Source organism: Paenibacillus sp. FSL H8-0317 (assembly GCF_045040685.1).
Classification (GTDB): Bacteria; Bacillota; Bacilli; order Paenibacillales; family Paenibacillaceae; genus Paenibacillus.
The window spans coordinates 2,536,089-2,551,745 of sequence record NZ_CP150294.1 but is presented as its reverse complement, the minus strand read 5'-3'; the positions used below and the strand labels follow the sequence as shown (position 1 = coordinate 2,551,745).

The following is a 15,657-nucleotide window of genomic DNA, read 5'->3' as shown; positions in this document are numbered from 1 at the left end:
AATTCATTGTAACACGTTTTTAAAACGCTTTCCTTAAAAAATTAATGGTTAATAGACAGTATTTTGATATGAGTATGATCCCATATTGTGAATGCTTGGGTATATATGGAAAAAACCTCAGCTAAAAGCTAAGGTTTCCTTGATCTAAAACTACATTTTATTTTTTGGCTGCGTTCGTGTTGGTTTGGTGAACTTTCTCCAGCAACCCTTTGAACTGACCCAGCAAAGCTTCAAACTCTGTACTGTTCAAACACGCATCACCCTGAATGGATTCAGGTATGGACAATGCCTTGTTCCGCAGCTCACGGCCGGAGTCGGTTAATGTAATTAATACTTTTCGTTCATCCTGAGCAGAGCGTTCGCGATTAATAAGTCCTGCTGACTGCAACCGTTTGAGAAGTGGTGTCAACGTTCCCGAATCGAGATAGAGTGCCTCCCCGATCTCCTTAACCGTACATTCTTCACGTTCCCACAATACCATCAGAACCAGATACTGCGAATACGTTACGCCGAGCACCTCGAGATAAGGCTGGTACATCTTCGTAATCTCCCGTGAACAAGCATATATGGCAAAGCATAATTGGTTATCCAGCTTCAAACTGTCAGTCTGCATATATCTTTCTCACCTGCCTATTGTGCATTCTATTCCTTATAAAAAAGGAACTATAAATCTATCTTATCACAAATTAGAAAAAAAACAGAATAATTGAGCACAAATGATTTTACTATTCAATTTAATTATGATAAATTAGATTGTGTAAAATATAAAAAACAAATAGATGACCCGTAAGTACATGTCATAATTCGATAAAAATATTACATAAGGTCCACGGAACATTCGCGTTTTCTCGGGCCAAATTTGATAATCATAATGAAAGTTTAATACGTAACCATTTTCGCCAAAGCTATTTAATGATTTCCTTCCAAAAATAAAATTCAGGGATCAGGAAAGATGACTACAGCAATGAAAATGACAGGTTGACTCCATGATTCCTTTTATATAAAATGCTTAATAGAAGCTGAGGAAGCACCTTAATTCGTAGACTGGCCCGTATTATGCGGAGTCAAGAATCGAGTGAGGTGTTTCTTTGTCATGTACGGAAAATTGCACAGTGCGTGTTTGTACGGAATCGATGGTGTACTGATCGAGGTGGAGACCGATTTATCCAATGGTCTGCCGCAGACATCCATCATCGGTTTACCGGATTCAGCCATTCGTGAGGCCGTTGAACGTGTTCGTGCAGCGATTAAAAACTGCGGATATCAGTATCCTTTACAGCGGATCACAATCAATCTGGCCCCCGCTGATCTACGCAAGGAAGGATCTTCCTTTGATCTGGCCATTGCTATTGGTTTACTTATGACAAGCGGCCAGCTTGTACTCCCTCCCCAGGAACGAACTTTAGTCGTTGGCGAACTGGCGTTGGACGGTTCGATCAGGTCCGTGCCGGGCATTTTATCCATGGTGGATCTGGCCAAACGACAAGGCTTTACTTCCGTGCTCCTGCCTTTGGATAACGTAGAGGAAGCGTCACTGATTCGAGGTATCCAGGTGTTTGGCATTCGACATTTACAGGATATTGCTCCGGAAAATTTAGATCAATCTGCGAGTTCGGTTGGAATACCCAATAATTCGAATGCAGGACCAGTCGTGTTGAAAAATTATGCACACCTCGCTGCGCCTATAACGGATAAGACTCATAAGATGGCGGATAGGAAACCGAGACAAACACCATTATTTGCAGATGACTATAGCGATGTTCTGGGGCAGCACCATGTAAAACGCGCGCTTATGATTGCTGCAGCAGGCATGCATAACATACTGCTCGTTGGACCGCCAGGCACGGGCAAAACGATGTTAATCAAACGTTTGCCCTCCATCCTTCCTCCTTTGTCAGAAGATGAAGCGTTGGAAGTCACCAAAGTATTAAGTGCCGCAGGCAAATTAAAAGAAGCGCCTCAAGGCCTGATTGCAGACAGACCTTTTCGCTCCCCTCACCACACAATATCCACCTCTGGTCTGATTGGAGGCGGTGGTATCCCAAAACCTGGTGAAGTGAGCCTTGCCCACCGTGGCATATTGTTTCTGGATGAATTACCTGAATTCCAGCGTCAAGTGCTGGAGGTATTAAGGCAGCCGTTAGAGGATCGCACAGTGACAATTAGTCGGGCACGGGCTGCATTCACCTTTCCGGCCCAGTTCATGCTTGCATGTTCCATGAATCCCTGTCCCTGCGGATATTTGTCCGCTCATTCGGAGGAGCAACGCTGCATATGTAGTCCAGCCCGTGTTGCCGCATACCGAGCTAAGATTTCAGGACCACTGCTGGACCGCATTGATCTTCAGGTTGAGGTTCCTCCACCAGGCGAGTGGCGCAAGTCTGCTGCTTCCCCTTCCTCTGAAGAAATGCAGGCAAAAGTGATCCACGCTCATCAAATTCAGGCTACACGTTATGCCCAAAGTTCGGTTCGTTGGAATAGCCAGCTTTCCGGCACGCTTTTGCGACGAACGATCCATCTCCCCCAAGAGGCAGAGCAACTGTTAGAGCAAACCCTGCAAACGTTAAACCTGAGCATGCGTGCACATGATCGGATTATCAAGATGGCACAGACAATTGCCGATCTGGACCATGAAGGTGAAATTGTGACAGCTCATGTGGCTGAAGCCATCCAGTATCGTCAATTGGATCTTAATTTATTTTGAGAAACTTATGGAGGAAGAACGGGGTGGCCTACCAAAAGGCAGTGAAATGGATACCAACCTGTAGACATCAGGAAGATCGAGAAGGATTTCTTATACAGATTCTACAATGCGGATACACCAACATGACAAAAAACGTACAAGCCCTTCTCTTCTGTGAAGAAAGGTACTTGTACGTGGATTTCCCTGAAACATAAGGGATCGTAAATAGCTAAGGTTTTTAATAATTTATTATTCGAAAAGAGTGAGTTTCTCCATAGCTGGTGTGCGTTCTTTGGCAGAAGGAATAACATCAGGGTATCCCATATAAATCATACCTACAATCTTCTCTCCCGCCTCTATTCCAAGCGATTTGCGGAATTTGGGAGCGTACAAAAATGGCTTGGTCACCCAGAACGTTCCAATGTCTTCACTCCAGGCTGCAAGCATAAAGTTCTGAACCAATGCACTGACCGCAGCAAAGTCTTCGTCCCAGATATTCTGTCTTGGATCTTCTTCCAGCACGACAAGCATAATGGATGGAACTTGCATAATATTGGGTGAAAATTTGTTATCTTCCCCCATTTCTGCATCAATAGCCTCCGCCAGTTTCTTCCGTCCATTTCCGGTAAACAACAAAAATCTCCAAGGTTCACGCAGTTTATGGTTAGGAGCCCAGACTGCGGTGTCCAGCAATTCTATAATCTGCTGTGTAGGAACAGCTTCTTTTTTGAATTTTTTCACCGTGCGTCGGTTTTGAATCGCATTTCTGACTTCATTTGTTGTTTTCGTAGCTTTACTCATCGGCCGTACCTCCTGTTTATAATTATGATCTGTACCCGTAAAGATGGCTTACGGTCTGGAACAATTCGTTTATGACAAATCAAAAGATTAAAACGCCAGATTACATTCTTGATTATACACCCTTCTGTTCACGAGATTCAAAGGAAAGACGTCGACTACTAGTGCTACAGGCATTAAAAACGGTAAAGACGGCTCCGAACCCTGATCTACCGAGGGCGATCATCATGTCGGAGCCGTCTAATTAGATTAACATATTATACCAATTAAACTATCATATCAATGATGAATCAATATGAACCTGCGCCTTCAAATGTGCCATTAACAAAATCCATTTTGTTGTACTTCTCCTGGTTACCTGCAACATCTGTACTGTAGTACTCTACCACCTTGACATCGGGAGCATAAAACTTGACGGGTCCTTCATACGTATTCCATGCTCCCCCATTGATTCGATATTGCGTTGTTTTTACGCCCGAACCTTTGACTTCGTCCGTTGCCTGAAGTCTAAATGTAAATCCTTTGATGTATATTTTCCCGTTCACAGTATCTGTAATAGGAACTAATCTGTACTTGGTTACTGGAGGTGTAATATCTGCATCTTTCTTAAGTACGATATTAAACGTATTATGATCTCCTTGTACGAGGGTAACGTTCTGAGTCGATTTTAAGTATCCTGCTGCTTCCCCCGTTATTGTTCTGGTGCCTGTTGGCACGCGCTTTATGAAATAATTTCCTTGAGCATCCGTTGCTATTGTTGCCGAGCCTCCGACATTAACTTTAGCTCCATTTACTGGATTGCCCGCCTCATCTACTACTTTCCCCCGCACATGTGCAGCTTCTGTCAAAACAACATCTACGATTAAGGTTTTTCCAGCCTGAACATTCAAACGATCCTGTTCATAAAGCATATAATCCGCAGAATCTACCCAGATCGCAATGTTTGGATTGTAGTCAAAATCAAGCCCAGTAACGGCATACCGGCCTTGCTGATCTGTTTTAACCGGGCGATCCAAGGCTCCTGTTACTTTGACCAGGGCATCTGGAATCGGTTTGCCTGTTTGATCGGTTACAGACCCTACAATCGTAGAAGGTTCATATAGCTCGAAATTAACCAGAATCTGTTCCCCTTCTGACAAATAGTAGGTATTACGGTGCCTGTCTGTCACATAGCCCTCTGCTTCAATTATAAAACTAATTTCCGTATAATCTTGGACAGACTCAAGTATAGAATAACTTCCAGTGCCATCTGTCTTTACGCTTTTTTCAGTTTCTTCCCCTTGATATCTAAGGGAATACTTGATGGTTGCATCCTGGATAGGAAAGCCTTCAAGATCAGTAACTTTACCTGATATTTTTGCCTGTGTAGACGGATCGGCTGCATAAGAAACTCCGGAATACATGATTCCAAACAAAATGAAACATAAAGATAGTGTACTTAGTCGAATCATCCATGTGATACTCGTCTGCATCTTCTCACTACACCTCACCATTTATTTTATTGATCAAATATTCCTCTTTAACCTCTTTAATTAACTGACCATAAGTTCAAGCTTCCAGAACTCTCCGTCCCAAACATATTGCCAAATCCCCTGTCCACCGTTCATGGTCTCGCTGATATCCAGCACTTCCATCCGAGGGCACTCCCATACTTCTTTTACTGTGTTGTTCGAAGTATTCTGAAGCTCTTTCATACATCCCACCAACCTCTCTTTAAATTTTTCAACGTTCTTATTTTATTACAAATGATACGATTTGTATCTATAAATTGTGAAATACAATGATTTTATTATCAATGCTCTATCCTCTGTTTTGTGATTTCATAGTTAAATCAAAAAAAGCCGCAGTCCCTGTATGAAGAGGAACTACGGCTTTAGTATATTAACTAATTTTAAAACTAAAACGAATGCAAAGATAAGACATAATTAAACTTGTACTTCGAAATAACTGACCGACTCACATTAAAAAGATACAATTCGTATCAATTAATACAGCAATAACTTCGAGTGTAATTCTTAAAAAGCATTAACAATATGATTCACAGAGACTGTTTTTCCTGATTGATCAAGCATTACGGCAATTACATCAAAACGGATCTGAAGTTCCGTCTCTCCTGTCATTTGCAAATACACGGATGCGGTTGAACGTACCTGCTGCATTTTACGCATATCAACCGATTCCTGAGGTGTACCGTACTGAGCGGCTCCACTTCTGCTTCTTACTTCCACAAACACAATCAGGCCCTCGCAGGAAGCAATGATATCAATCTCACCGCTACGGCAACGCCAGTTCTGTCTAATGATCCGATAATCGTGCTCTCGCAACCATTGACAGGCAGCCTCTTCACCTAATCGGCCTTTCTGCTGTCGTGTGAGCTTTAATCCTGGCTCCTGACCCAATCTACGTTCTACCATGACTCATTTTCCTCACGCCCTGAGGCCATGCGATCTGCACGGTAGACGTACGTTAGCACCTCTGCGACCAGTTGATACAGTTCAGCTGGAATCTGTTCATCCAGATCCAACTTGGAGAGTACCTCCACAAGTGCTGCATCCTCCTGAACAGCCACGCCGTTTTCTCTGGCTTTATCCAGAATGGCTTCTGCCACTTTGCCGCGCCCCTTGGCTACAACAACAGGCGCTTCGCTCTCTCCAGGGACATATTTTAGGGCAACAGCCTTTTTGGAGAGCAGATCGGGTTGTGACGACTCGTCTTTCATACCTTCAAGTCCACCCCTTTGTATCGTTCAGGACTATAGTCCGAGGCCGTCATTTTCCGCTCCGCGCCCGGCTCCTGCCCCACAGGCCACGGTTCCGCCTTGAAGGTCAGCAGTTGATAGCCCAGCTTGTCCAATGCTTGATGGATTACCTCTCGTCCGCTCTCCAGGAGCGGTCCCATTCCTTCACGATCATTCAATACACGCAGACTGACAATGTTATTAACCACATGCACATCTACCAGAGTAGGCCCAAGGCTTTTCATGTCCAGATCAAACCATAGACGACAGTTGGACGCATCCAGCTCTCCACGAGGTCCACGACGTGATTGAATCTGAACCGACGCTGTTTCTTCCCCGTCCGGTCCAGTGATCGGAATAAACCAGTGCATCTGTGCAAAAGTAGCACTGCGATCTGTCGTCAGCAATAACTGCTGACCTGTCAGATACTGCACGGCCTGTCCGGCGGCATCCTTAAGCGCCGCTGGTGCCCCTTCGCTGCTGGCAAGCTGCAGCAGCAAGCCCTTCAGCGTGTCCGCATTTGCCGGACTCGCCGCATCCCCCACGCGCGGCTGCGCTGCCGCGCCGTGAACGGCCTGCTGCTCGTGCTCCGCACCGAGCAGCTTCAGCACGCGTCCCACCCACGGGTCCCCCTCGTGGGTGACAGGCGCGGGCACTGCCGCAGCTCCCGCAGGTGCTGCGGCACTACCGCCAGCCGGCGGCGCATCAGCACCGGCTGGCAACGGCTGCGGCACGCCTCCGGCAGCCGCAGCCGCCTGGCCGCCCTGCGATGCAGGAGCGGCCTGTACTGCCGCACCAGGCTGTGCCGGTGCGGCAGTGGACGCGCTGCGCAGGGCGTCCAACAGCGCCAGCAGCTTGGGCGCCAGCTGCGCTGCCGTAGCCGCTGCTGGCGCCGCCTGGCCTGCTGCGGACGGAGTCCCCGCAGCAGCAGGCGTTTCAGCGCGGCCGTCAGTCCGCCCGGCCGCGCCTGCTTCAGGCTGGCCTGCACTTGCACGGCCAGCCACAGATTCTGCGGCCGCCCCCGGTGTACCCGGGCGGCTCCCAGCTTGCCCCGCGTCAGCCCCGCGCTGGCCCTCGCCAGGTATTCCGGTTCCAGACGGAATACCTGCACCCCCTTTGCCAGCCGTTTCAACGTTGCTGGCAACTGCCTTGGCCCCGGCTTCAGCATTTCCTGTGCCTCCGCCAGTCTGCATGTTTCCTTTCACCGCAGTACCTGCATCCTCTGCCCCGCCATCCGTCATGGATATAGATCCTGCCAATGCCGCTTGTCCTTGTTGCGTTGACAAAGCAGGTGTTCCGGTTCCGGTCACCTGACGACCATTGCCTGGTGCAGCCAAACCTTCTTCCGTCTGTAATGCATTTGGTAATACAGGTACACCAGCCACAACAGCTGGTTTCATCGCAGCAGATTGTTCTCCAGGCAATAGCGGTTTACCTGTTGTTTGTGTCAGCATCGTTTCCAACTGGTCAGCCAACCCGCTTAACAACTGATGCAGAGGGGGGCCAAACACCGTCTGGTGTAATCCTTTTACTGTTTCCGCCGTAACCGGAAGGCCACGCTGAAAAGCAATCCCTGTCGCCTGCACCCATTCTTCCACAGGGACCTGTGCAGGTTTGGCAGTCATCATATTCTGGACCATAGCCACATTATCTTTCGTGAGCGGCACTCCGCTACGCTGCATGGCAAGTAACAGTTCCCGGTTCCCTTTTGTATCCGGTAGTCCTACATCCTTAAGCAGGTTGTTCAGCGAAGCTTGTGGCAGCTCAGCAAGTGTTCCGGACATAGGTTTCATTACCGTTATGCCATTTTCACCTGAAGGCTGCACTTGAAGTAACGTGGTCTCACCCGGACGGAGTGGAGTCTCCAACTTGGCGCGCACCTGCACACCTTGAATCTGCAGAACTGCTTCTCCCCCATCATCGGATACACTAACGACGGAGCCACGAACCACCTGACCTTCCTTTAATTCAAGCGGTTTGGCATTGCCGGGTTTACTATCTCCCATTAACCCCTTTATCATGGAACCGATATTCAAATCTCTCCCCCTCCTTTCTTTAAACCTGTGTTAAAACAACGATTGCTGCTCTCCAAGCAGGTTGCCCAGAAAACTGCGCCGATGCATCGGGGTTGCCCCCAATGCCATAATTTGCTCCCGATGAACTTTTGTTGCATATCCTTTATGTATCGACAAACCATATTCCGGATATAACGTATCCCATTCTTCCTTGCACAGCCGATCTCGCGTTACCTTGGCAATAATAGATGCCGCTGCGATCGATTGACTATTGGCGTCACCTTTAATAATGGACAGTTGAGGTACATTCACATCCACCTTCTCGGCATCCACCAGCATATAATCAGGAGTTTCTCCCAATGCTTCAACAGCTCGTTTCATCGCAAGTCTCGCAGCCTGCTTGATATTAAGCCGATCAATTGTCTCTGCATCCGCGTACCCGATACCTACCGCCAGCGCTTTTTCCATAATGACGTCATATAATGCATCACGTTTTTTCTCCGTTAATTTCTTGGAGTCATTCACACCTTCTAGGATGAGATCCTTCGGTAAAATAACTGCAGCTGCGACAACATCCCCAAACAAACATCCCCGTCCTACCTCATCAATACCAGCAATACGTTCAAATCCACTGTCCCAATACTCCCGCTCATAGAGCAACAGATCTCGAGGTTCACTGGCTTCTTTTTTCTTCTTTGGTCCAATTGGGTTCTCCAGTAGATTCAACCCGATCTCTTCTTTATTTTCAACCATAACGTTCATCTCCTCTACCCACGCTTTTTCAGCATGTGTATCACTTACAATTTTTTATAATATAGACGTATATCCTCTGTCTTTTGTTCTGTACAACCTGTCTCTCACAGCAAAACTTTTCCTTGAGGGTTTTCAATATAAAGATAGTGATGTCTTCATTTATCGGTATTTGATGGTTTAAATTGAATATATCAGACCTCGTGTATTCTAATTTGCACCACCATTCATCATAGCACGATTCTGACGCACCTGATATATAGGTCTGCCAATTCCATAAAGCGCACTGTTCTTCAATCCTCTTCCATTTTATCGTTTTCGACGTATGTTCCAGCTCTACTCCCACGTTGGTATACACAAAAAAACGACCGCTCCCGGTAATCCGGTAACGGCCGCTTCTTTCGGCACTTGTATATATGAAATGAACAGATAAAGATAATGATCTTCATCGTGTAGAGTCCATTTTTTTAATAGGGAGCTTCCATAGAAAAACGTCCCATTTTACCCGCCCGCAGTTCACGCAGAAATGCTCGTGATGCCTTTTCCAGATCAATGCGTCCACCGCTTACAATGCAACCACGGATACGGCCGACTTGTTCCATAATCGCAATAACACTGTCCGAATCATCTGCATCCCTGGAGAACTCCTGAAGTCCGTATCTCTCTTCCAAAGCGTCCCAGTAATAACGCATCAGATAACTGATTCCAAAAAAGGCGATATCCTCTGCATTCAGAATTTCTTCTTTGATCGCACCAGTTACGGCAAGACGATAACCTACATTTTGATCTTCGAACTTAGGCCAAAGAATACCTGGAGTATCCAATAACTCCATTTCTTTGCCTACCTTAATCCACTGTTGCCCCTTCGTCACACCAGGACGATCTCCTGTTAACGCAATACTCCGTCCAGCCAGTCGGTTAATCAGTGTTGATTTACCTACATTGGGAATCCCTACGATCAACCCGCGAACCGCACGAGGATTAATCCCTTTAGCAATTTGACGGTCAATTTTTTCTTTAAGAAGAAGCTTCGCCTGTACCGGAATGTCTTTAACATTAGTGCCTGTCGAAGCATCTACAGGAAAAGCAGTAATTCCTTCTTTTTTGAAATATTCAATCCACTCTTGCGTCACTTTGGCATCTGCCAAATCCGATTTGTTCAACAAAATCATCCGGGGTTTATCCAGCAATATTTCGTCAATCATCGGATTACGGCTGGAGACAGGCAGACGGGCATCCAATAGTTCGATGACCACGTCGATGAGCTTTAACTTATCCTGAATCTGGCGTCTGGCTCGAGTCATATGACCTGGAAACCATTGTATCGTCACCTTGTCTTCACCTCATTATTTACTTCAATTTCAGTGGTTGATCCACTTGATCTCACCGATCGGCCAGAAAATCACATCTGCACGACCAATAATATCTTTTAACGAAACATAACCGATCATACGGCTGTCTGTACTATTTGGACGATTGTCTCCCATGACAAACACATGACCTGCAGGCACTTTCCCATCAGGGAACTGCTCATTCGGGAAATCCTTCACGTTATAGGTTCCACCATTTGCTTCAGCTGCATCAATGGCTCCTTGGATATACGTTTCATCAACCTTTTTACCGTTAACCATCACGGTATCGTCCTGAACCTCAACGGTATCACCTTCTACAGCAATAACACGTTTAATGAAATCCCGACCTTCGGATGGTACGTGGAAGACGATAACTTCACCGCGCTTTGGTTCTCTGATATCATATAAGATCTCGTTGACGATCACACGTTCACCCGTTTCAAAATTCGGCTGCATGGACGGACCGTCCACAACAAACGGTTTGAAGAGCAACCACCGAATCAGAATGACAAGAACTAATGCGATAACAATGGCTTTAAGCCATTCAACAATTTCATTTTTGGCTTTTTTGGATCGACTGTTTTTCTCTTCGGCAGGATTGCCCCGGTCATGTTGAACTTCTTGTTCCATTCAAGATCTTCCTCTCTTCACAGTACATGTTTATAGCAGTACACACATCCAGCATTCTGTATCGTTCCAATAACTCAATGGATGGATACAAAACATTCACATCAGTTATGTAATCTTTCACCAAGCATTACAGTACATTTAATCCACAATTCAAATGTTTTCCAATAACTGATTTTACAAGCCTCCCGGACTATTCCCGCATGCGTTGCCATACCATTTTACTCGGAAGTGTACCTCCGGTTCAACTTTTCCCGGACAAAAACGAAAAGGGCTTGTCTCCAAGCCCTTCCCGGTATCCGTTATATTAACGAATTTCTTTAATTCTCGCTGCTTTACCGCGTAGTTCACGAAGATAATAAAGCTTCGCACGACGAACTTTACCACGGCGAGCCACTTCGATTCTATCGATTTTTGGGGAATGAAGCGGGAAAGCTCTTTCCACACCTACACCGTAAGAAATTTTACGAACTGTAAAAGTCTCACTGATTCCACCACCACGGCGTTTAATCACAACACCTTCGAACAATTGGATACGCTCACGAGTTCCCTCGATTACCTTAACGTGCACTTTCAAAGTGTCACCAGGACGAAAACTCGGAATATCCTTACGAAGTTGTTCTTGTGTAATCGCTTGAACGATATTCATCTATGACTCCCTCCTTCCGTACAGGCGTTCATACTTCTTCCAGAGATCACCTTGTCTCCTTCATTATCCATAGAGGACCGCCGTATTCCACATAACAGACTTATTGTATCACGCAGCATATCAAAACACAAGAGAAATTAGACAGAATGCCTATTGTTCAATCAGCAACGCTGATACTCATCTCCATCTCATGTTGACCTCATTCTAAAATACATTCTCTCATATGGATCATGAATCAACGTTCTCATCTGCAAGTCAACCTGATGCAGGAAAAAATACTGTAACTTCCCGTGTAGCAATATCGTCTATGATATAACTTATTGACCACTTTAAAAGGAGAATCCAAAGACTCATGAAATATTGGAATAAGATCACACTGGCCCTACTTGCCATGCTCACATGCTCCATTACACTATATGCATATGCCGTAACTCATCCCACGAATGCACTGTCACACAAAGCCTGCACATCCTGGGACATAGTCAAACGCAAAGCATTCGAGCTGTCACACACTGACTTCTCTAACCAATCTGCGCTGGATCGTTCTACCTTCAAGATTGAACAAGGTACGGCTACAGAAGTCCCTGTACTGATGTATCATTACATAGAGCCCAAATTGAATAATCACGAGACAGATAATAAATCCATCATTAATCTGGAGGATTTTGAGCAAAATATGAAATACCTGCATGATGAAGGCTACCAAACGATTACACTGAATCAGCTTGAACAATATGTTAACGGGAGAATTTCCCTACCACAGAAGTCCATTGTCATTACCTTTGATGACGGATACCAGAACAATTATACATTAGCTTACCCTGTGCTTCAGAAATATAATTTTCACGCCTCGCTGTTTGTCATAGGCAGTAAAATTCAAGATCAACCTTCGGAATTTGAGCCCGCCATTAACAGTTTCATCTCCAAGCCAGAGATGCAGGCGGCAACTGACGTATTTGAATTTAACAGCCACACCTATAACCTGCATCACAAGGGATTTATGCGCTGTGGTAACAGTGTGCCTGTCGGTCTGGACACCAGCCTTCTGGATGATGATATCCAGCATATGAAGCAAACCGGAATCGACACACCTTATCTGGCCTATCCTTTTGGTTATACCAGCACACAGATGATCTACAAGTTACAACAACATGGATATCGCATGGCATTTACCGTAAAGTCTGGATTTGTGCATCCAGGAGATCATCCCATGAAGCTGCCTCGCTTGACCGTCACTACAGGTACTGATCTGGCGTCCTTGCTTCAACCCGAATCCGGTCCGCAGAACGAGTTACCTGCATCGAAGAATGACCAGTGAAACCTAGAGTTTAACTTCACCGCCTGGATACAGAGTCGAGCTATACAGCCTTTTGAGCTGTGGCTTGGCTCTTTTTGCATCGGTAAGTGATAATGTCATCGGAGAACTGGAATAAATCACTGCTTCCTCTGCGTCATAGCTGATGATCTGTTCCTGACCGGTCTGAACCAGATCTGCATGTACTACATATCCATCTTTCGGGAATTCAGTAACCGTTTTCATATTTCCATCTACCAAAGAAGGCAACACATCTCCACCTCGGCGATACGCCAAAATATAATCGAGTCCACCTTCATCCCAGTTACATACAGGCTCTATAATGGTTAACCAACCACGAGTCGTGCGATTTTCTTTCCAAATTTCTCTCCCTGCGCTATCCAGCATGAACATTCCATCCTTACCATTCTCATCCCCACGGACAATCCGGTCCAGACCTGCAATCTGTAAACCTTCCATTCCAGTACAAAAATGACCTAACGCAATATGCTGTGATTCAATCGAATCTTCATAACGCCACTTCTCATTACCATAGCGGTCCATCATGACCGTAACACTGCCACCGATAACAACCTCAACTTCCCCATCACCGTCAACGTCTCCAAACCATATACAGTCAGCATGATCATCGAGATTAAGACAAGACCATAATAACGTCCCATCATGATCCAACATGTCATATCCGGCCATCACTTCATCTTTCCCATCTCCATCGATATCATATACCCATGGAAAATGTCCTGGATTCCCTTCATGCTTCCATAACAAATTAAAATCATGGTCAAGTGCCCATAACGTCTTATAGCGGTCTTTCAGTATAATGTCCATTCTCTGCTGGTTACCCGTCAGATTGGCGAGAATAATACAGTCATGTGCTTCATCACCTGGCAGATCACGTGTTTCTTTGATCTCTCCGGTCCGGCCATCCAATACGAGAAATTGTTTGTCCATCACACACAATACTTCATTATTTCCATCTCCATCCCAATCTGCGACCTGAGCGGGATAGTCTGAACCCGGACCACCTGCATCGGGATCGGGAGTTCCGACCTGCCATAGTAATGTTCCTTCCAGATCAAACACAGTCAAACAACATACCTGATGCGGAACATACCGATCGTCTATACCCCCATCTGCCTGTACCAGCAACATTTCAAGTCTACCGTCCCCATTCAGATCTCCCAAAAGCATTTTGCAGCGTTCTCCGGCTTGGCTAATATCTACTCTGGCGATTTCATAAGGCTGATGATTCATAACCTTCCTCCTCAGCTATCTTTATTATTGAATTCCAGCTGAGTTCACCATAAAGAAAATCCCTTTCTTTTACAACCCCATTTAGAATCATGCAAAAAAGTTCAAAGCTGCAAAAAAGTGCCTACGTAATTAAACGATGTAAACGAATGATTTTAAACCCACTCTAAAAACTCAAGGCGATTGCCAAAAGGATCATTTATATAAAAACGTCTTACACCTTCATCTGCCCTTGCTTCGTCATCGACAATATGAATTTGGTTATGAATGAGATGTTCACGCAACTGATCCAAATGTTGTACATGAAATGCCGGATGAGCTTTTGTGGCGGGAATAAAGTCTCTTTGTACTCCAATATGCACTTGGTGTCTGCCACACTCGAACCATACACCACCACGTTTTCTCAGAATTTCAGGTTTAGGAATCTCCGTCCAGCCCAGTACTTTATTGAAAAAATGACGCGCCTGCACTTCACAATCTTCTGGTGCTGCGAGCTGAATATGATCAAGACCAATAATATTGTACATTCATACACCGCCTTTCGTTTCACTTAATGAAACCTAGTTTCATTAATTATATTTTTATTTTATAGAATATACCAATAAAAATCCAGTATTCTTTTCAATGTACACAAAAAAAGCCAACCTGTGGGTATCAAGGTTGGCCTTTTGCAACTCTGGATATTTAATATTTACGTGTTTAACGATTATACTTACTCTGTGCCATTTTCACGGTTTGAGCTTATCTTTTTCAGCCAAACTCGCTCTTTGTCCGTCAAATCCGCTGTTTCCAACATCTCCGGTCTGCGCTCCAGCGTACGAAGCAAAGATTGCTCTCTGCGCCATGCCTCAATGTTCAGGTGATGTCCTGACAACAGCATGTCCGGTACTTTCATGCCTCTAAACTCGGGTGGACGTGTGTAATGTGGGTATTCCAAAAGTCCAGTGCTGAAGGAATCCGTCACGGCACTTGTCTCATTGCCAAGCACACCGGGTATAAGACGTACGATGCTGTCGATCGCAACCATAGCAGGTAACTCCCCACCCGTGAGTACGTAATCACCAATGGATAGTTCATCCGTCACGAGAAATTCGCGGATGCGCTCATCGTAACCTTCATAATGTCCACATATAAAAATCAGATGATCTTCCTGCACAAGTTCTTCTGCTTTCTTCTGTGTAAACGTCTCACCTTGCGGACACATTAGAATGATACGTGGAGGTTTCATCGATGCCGCAGCTTCTCCGCGTTGCTCCAGAACATCTTCTACAGCAGCAAAGATCGGATCTGGTTTTAGCACCATGCCTCCACCTCCACCATAAGGGGCATCATCTACTGTATTATGTTTATTGGTCGCATAATTACGGAAGTTGGTTGCACCGAGGGACACCAGCCCCTTCGTTTGGGCTTTACCCAAAATGCTTGCTCCAAATACACCGTCAAACATCTCCGGGAATAGCGTTAATACATCCACTTTCAT

At 45.5% G+C, this 15,657-nt stretch carries 16 protein-coding genes; 2 read left to right on the top strand and 14 right to left on the bottom strand.

The window, feature by feature from the left end; all coding sequences use genetic code 11:
- Positions 1–157: 157 nt before the first annotated feature.
- A complete protein-coding gene (locus MHB43_RS11975; protein ID WP_076208912.1) occupies positions 158–613 on the bottom strand; it encodes a MarR family winged helix-turn-helix transcriptional regulator in 456 nt (151 codons plus the stop codon).
- 480 nt (positions 614–1,093) lie between these two features.
- Here MHB43_RS11975 and MHB43_RS11970 point away from each other — a divergent pair, with 480 nt between their 5' ends.
- A complete protein-coding gene (locus MHB43_RS11970; protein ID WP_405132032.1) occupies positions 1,094–2,704 on the top strand; it encodes a YifB family Mg chelatase-like AAA ATPase in 1,611 nt (536 codons plus the stop codon).
- Positions 2,705–2,932: 228 nt separating this feature from the next.
- On the opposite strand, the gene MHB43_RS11965 is transcribed toward MHB43_RS11970, so the two are convergent.
- From MHB43_RS11965 to rplS, 10 genes are all read right to left on the bottom strand, one after another.
- Complete coding sequence (locus tag MHB43_RS11965; RefSeq protein ID WP_405132031.1) at positions 2,933–3,484, bottom strand: nitroreductase; 552 nt, start codon at positions 3,482–3,484, stop codon at positions 2,933–2,935.
- A 287-nt stretch (positions 3,485–3,771) separates the two neighbouring features.
- On the bottom strand, positions 3,772–4,953 hold the full coding sequence (locus MHB43_RS11960; protein ID WP_237175970.1) for a carboxypeptidase-like regulatory domain-containing protein: 1,182 nt from the start codon (positions 4,951–4,953) through the stop codon (positions 3,772–3,774).
- 60 nt (positions 4,954–5,013) lie between these two features.
- A complete protein-coding gene (locus tag MHB43_RS11955; RefSeq protein ID WP_221824190.1) occupies positions 5,014–5,175 on the bottom strand; it encodes a paeninodin family lasso peptide in 162 nt (53 codons plus the stop codon).
- A 321-nt stretch (positions 5,176–5,496) separates the two neighbouring features.
- Positions 5,497–5,895, bottom strand: a complete 399-nt coding sequence (locus MHB43_RS11950; RefSeq protein ID WP_405132030.1) for a YraN family protein — start codon at positions 5,893–5,895, stop codon at positions 5,497–5,499.
- Positions 5,889–6,200 (bottom strand): EscU/YscU/HrcU family type III secretion system export apparatus switch protein, encoded by a 312-nt coding sequence (locus MHB43_RS11945; protein WP_036609395.1) that lies wholly within the window; start codon positions 6,198–6,200, stop codon positions 5,889–5,891. The genes MHB43_RS11950 and MHB43_RS11945 overlap by 7 nt, the downstream gene beginning before the upstream one ends.
- Complete coding sequence (locus tag MHB43_RS11940; RefSeq protein ID WP_405132029.1) at positions 6,197–8,254, bottom strand: DNA ligase; 2,058 nt, start codon at positions 8,252–8,254, stop codon at positions 6,197–6,199. The genes MHB43_RS11945 and MHB43_RS11940 overlap by 4 nt, the downstream gene beginning before the upstream one ends.
- Before the next feature lie 30 nt (positions 8,255–8,284).
- Positions 8,285–8,986 carry a ribonuclease HII gene (locus tag MHB43_RS11935; protein ID WP_260632959.1) on the bottom strand — a complete coding sequence of 234 codons (702 nt, stop codon included), beginning with the start codon at positions 8,984–8,986 and terminating at the stop codon, positions 8,285–8,287.
- Between the two features lie 464 nt (positions 8,987–9,450).
- Positions 9,451–10,314: a ribosome biogenesis GTPase YlqF gene (gene ylqF, locus MHB43_RS11930; RefSeq protein WP_221824193.1), complete on the bottom strand. Its 864-nt coding sequence runs from the start codon at positions 10,312–10,314 to the stop codon at positions 9,451–9,453.
- Positions 10,315–10,344: 30 nt separating this feature from the next.
- Positions 10,345–10,965, bottom strand: a complete 621-nt coding sequence (gene lepB / locus MHB43_RS11925; RefSeq protein ID WP_017689211.1) for a signal peptidase I — start codon at positions 10,963–10,965, stop codon at positions 10,345–10,347.
- Between the two features lie 304 nt (positions 10,966–11,269).
- Positions 11,270–11,611 (bottom strand): 50S ribosomal protein L19, encoded by a 342-nt coding sequence (rplS, locus tag MHB43_RS11920; protein WP_024630190.1) that lies wholly within the window; start codon positions 11,609–11,611, stop codon positions 11,270–11,272.
- A 352-nt stretch (positions 11,612–11,963) separates the two neighbouring features.
- Here rplS and MHB43_RS11915 point away from each other — a divergent pair, with 352 nt between their 5' ends.
- On the top strand, positions 11,964–12,929 hold the full coding sequence (locus tag MHB43_RS11915; RefSeq protein WP_405132028.1) for a polysaccharide deacetylase family protein: 966 nt from the start codon (positions 11,964–11,966) through the stop codon (positions 12,927–12,929).
- Positions 12,930–12,932: 3 nt separating this feature from the next.
- Here MHB43_RS11915 and MHB43_RS11910 read toward each other — a convergent pair whose 3' ends face one another.
- The 3 genes from MHB43_RS11910 to trmD form a co-directional block, all read right to left on the bottom strand.
- Positions 12,933–14,180: a hypothetical protein gene (locus MHB43_RS11910; RefSeq protein WP_405132027.1), complete on the bottom strand. Its 1,248-nt coding sequence runs from the start codon at positions 14,178–14,180 to the stop codon at positions 12,933–12,935.
- Between the two features lie 152 nt (positions 14,181–14,332).
- Positions 14,333–14,704 (bottom strand): VOC family protein, encoded by a 372-nt coding sequence (locus MHB43_RS11905; RefSeq protein WP_221824196.1) that lies wholly within the window; start codon positions 14,702–14,704, stop codon positions 14,333–14,335.
- Positions 14,705–14,889: 185 nt separating this feature from the next.
- Positions 14,890–15,657 carry a tRNA (guanosine(37)-N1)-methyltransferase TrmD gene (gene trmD, locus MHB43_RS11900; protein WP_339184024.1) on the bottom strand — a complete coding sequence of 256 codons (768 nt, stop codon included), beginning with the start codon at positions 15,655–15,657 and terminating at the stop codon, positions 14,890–14,892.